At 24.0% G+C, this 823-nt stretch carries 1 protein-coding gene; it reads right to left on the reverse strand.

Features of this window, described 5'->3' with window-relative positions; translation table 11 throughout:
* Nucleotides 1–37: 37 nt before the first annotated feature.
* Nucleotides 38–595: an NUDIX hydrolase gene (locus G3997_RS05715; RefSeq protein ID WP_296644234.1), complete on the reverse strand. Its 558-nt coding sequence runs from the start codon at nucleotides 593–595 to the stop codon at nucleotides 38–40.
* Nucleotides 596–823 lie beyond the last annotated feature (228 nt).

Here is an 823-nt window from a genome sequence, read left to right on the forward strand (position 1 = left end):
TATATTGATTGATATAATATAACTACTGAGAACTTATTTAATACATTTTACTTTTGTCTATTAACTTTTTATAAACABTCTTCATATGTTCTTCATTACTTAACTCTAATACCTTATCAATATCAACCCATTTAACACCACTATTTTCATCTTCTTTAATAAATAACTCTTCACTTTCATCAGCTTCTAAAACATATGCTACTGATAGATGAAGATGACTTGCTACATACTTACCTCTTTTTATATGAGAATTTACTGGTAATATATCTATAGAACATATCTCATTAGTTATAGGTGTAGCTTCTTTAATACCTGTTTCTTCTTTAGCTTCTTTAATAGCAACTCCTATTAAATCACTATCTCCATCAGCATGTCCACCTGTCCATCCCCATGAATTATATATATTATGATGTATCATTAAAACCTTAGTTCTTGACTTATTAACTATAAATCCAGAGCTAGTTATATGTGCAATTTCATTATCTCTAATTAAAACATCATCATTTTTATTTATAAAATCTAATATAATATTTTTATCTTTTTTCTCTTGTTCATTGACAGGATTATATCTTTCTATATGTTTTATCCATTCCATATTTTAACCCCCTATTTATTAAGGGATTATAACTTCTAAATTTTAAGTCATAACCCCTAGTTTATATAAATTTTAATATTAAAGTTTTATATTTTAGTTTTTATTATCAAATCTATATTAAGCGTTATATTATTTAATAATAAGTATATTAATGCTTGTACAACATTATTCTCTTTATTTTGATTTTTTCATATATTTTATAGCTTTTAATGTACCCATTTTAGAGTG

The organism is Romboutsia sp. 13368, assembly GCF_018336475.1.
Taxonomy (GTDB): domain Bacteria; phylum Bacillota; class Clostridia; order Peptostreptococcales; family Peptostreptococcaceae; genus Romboutsia.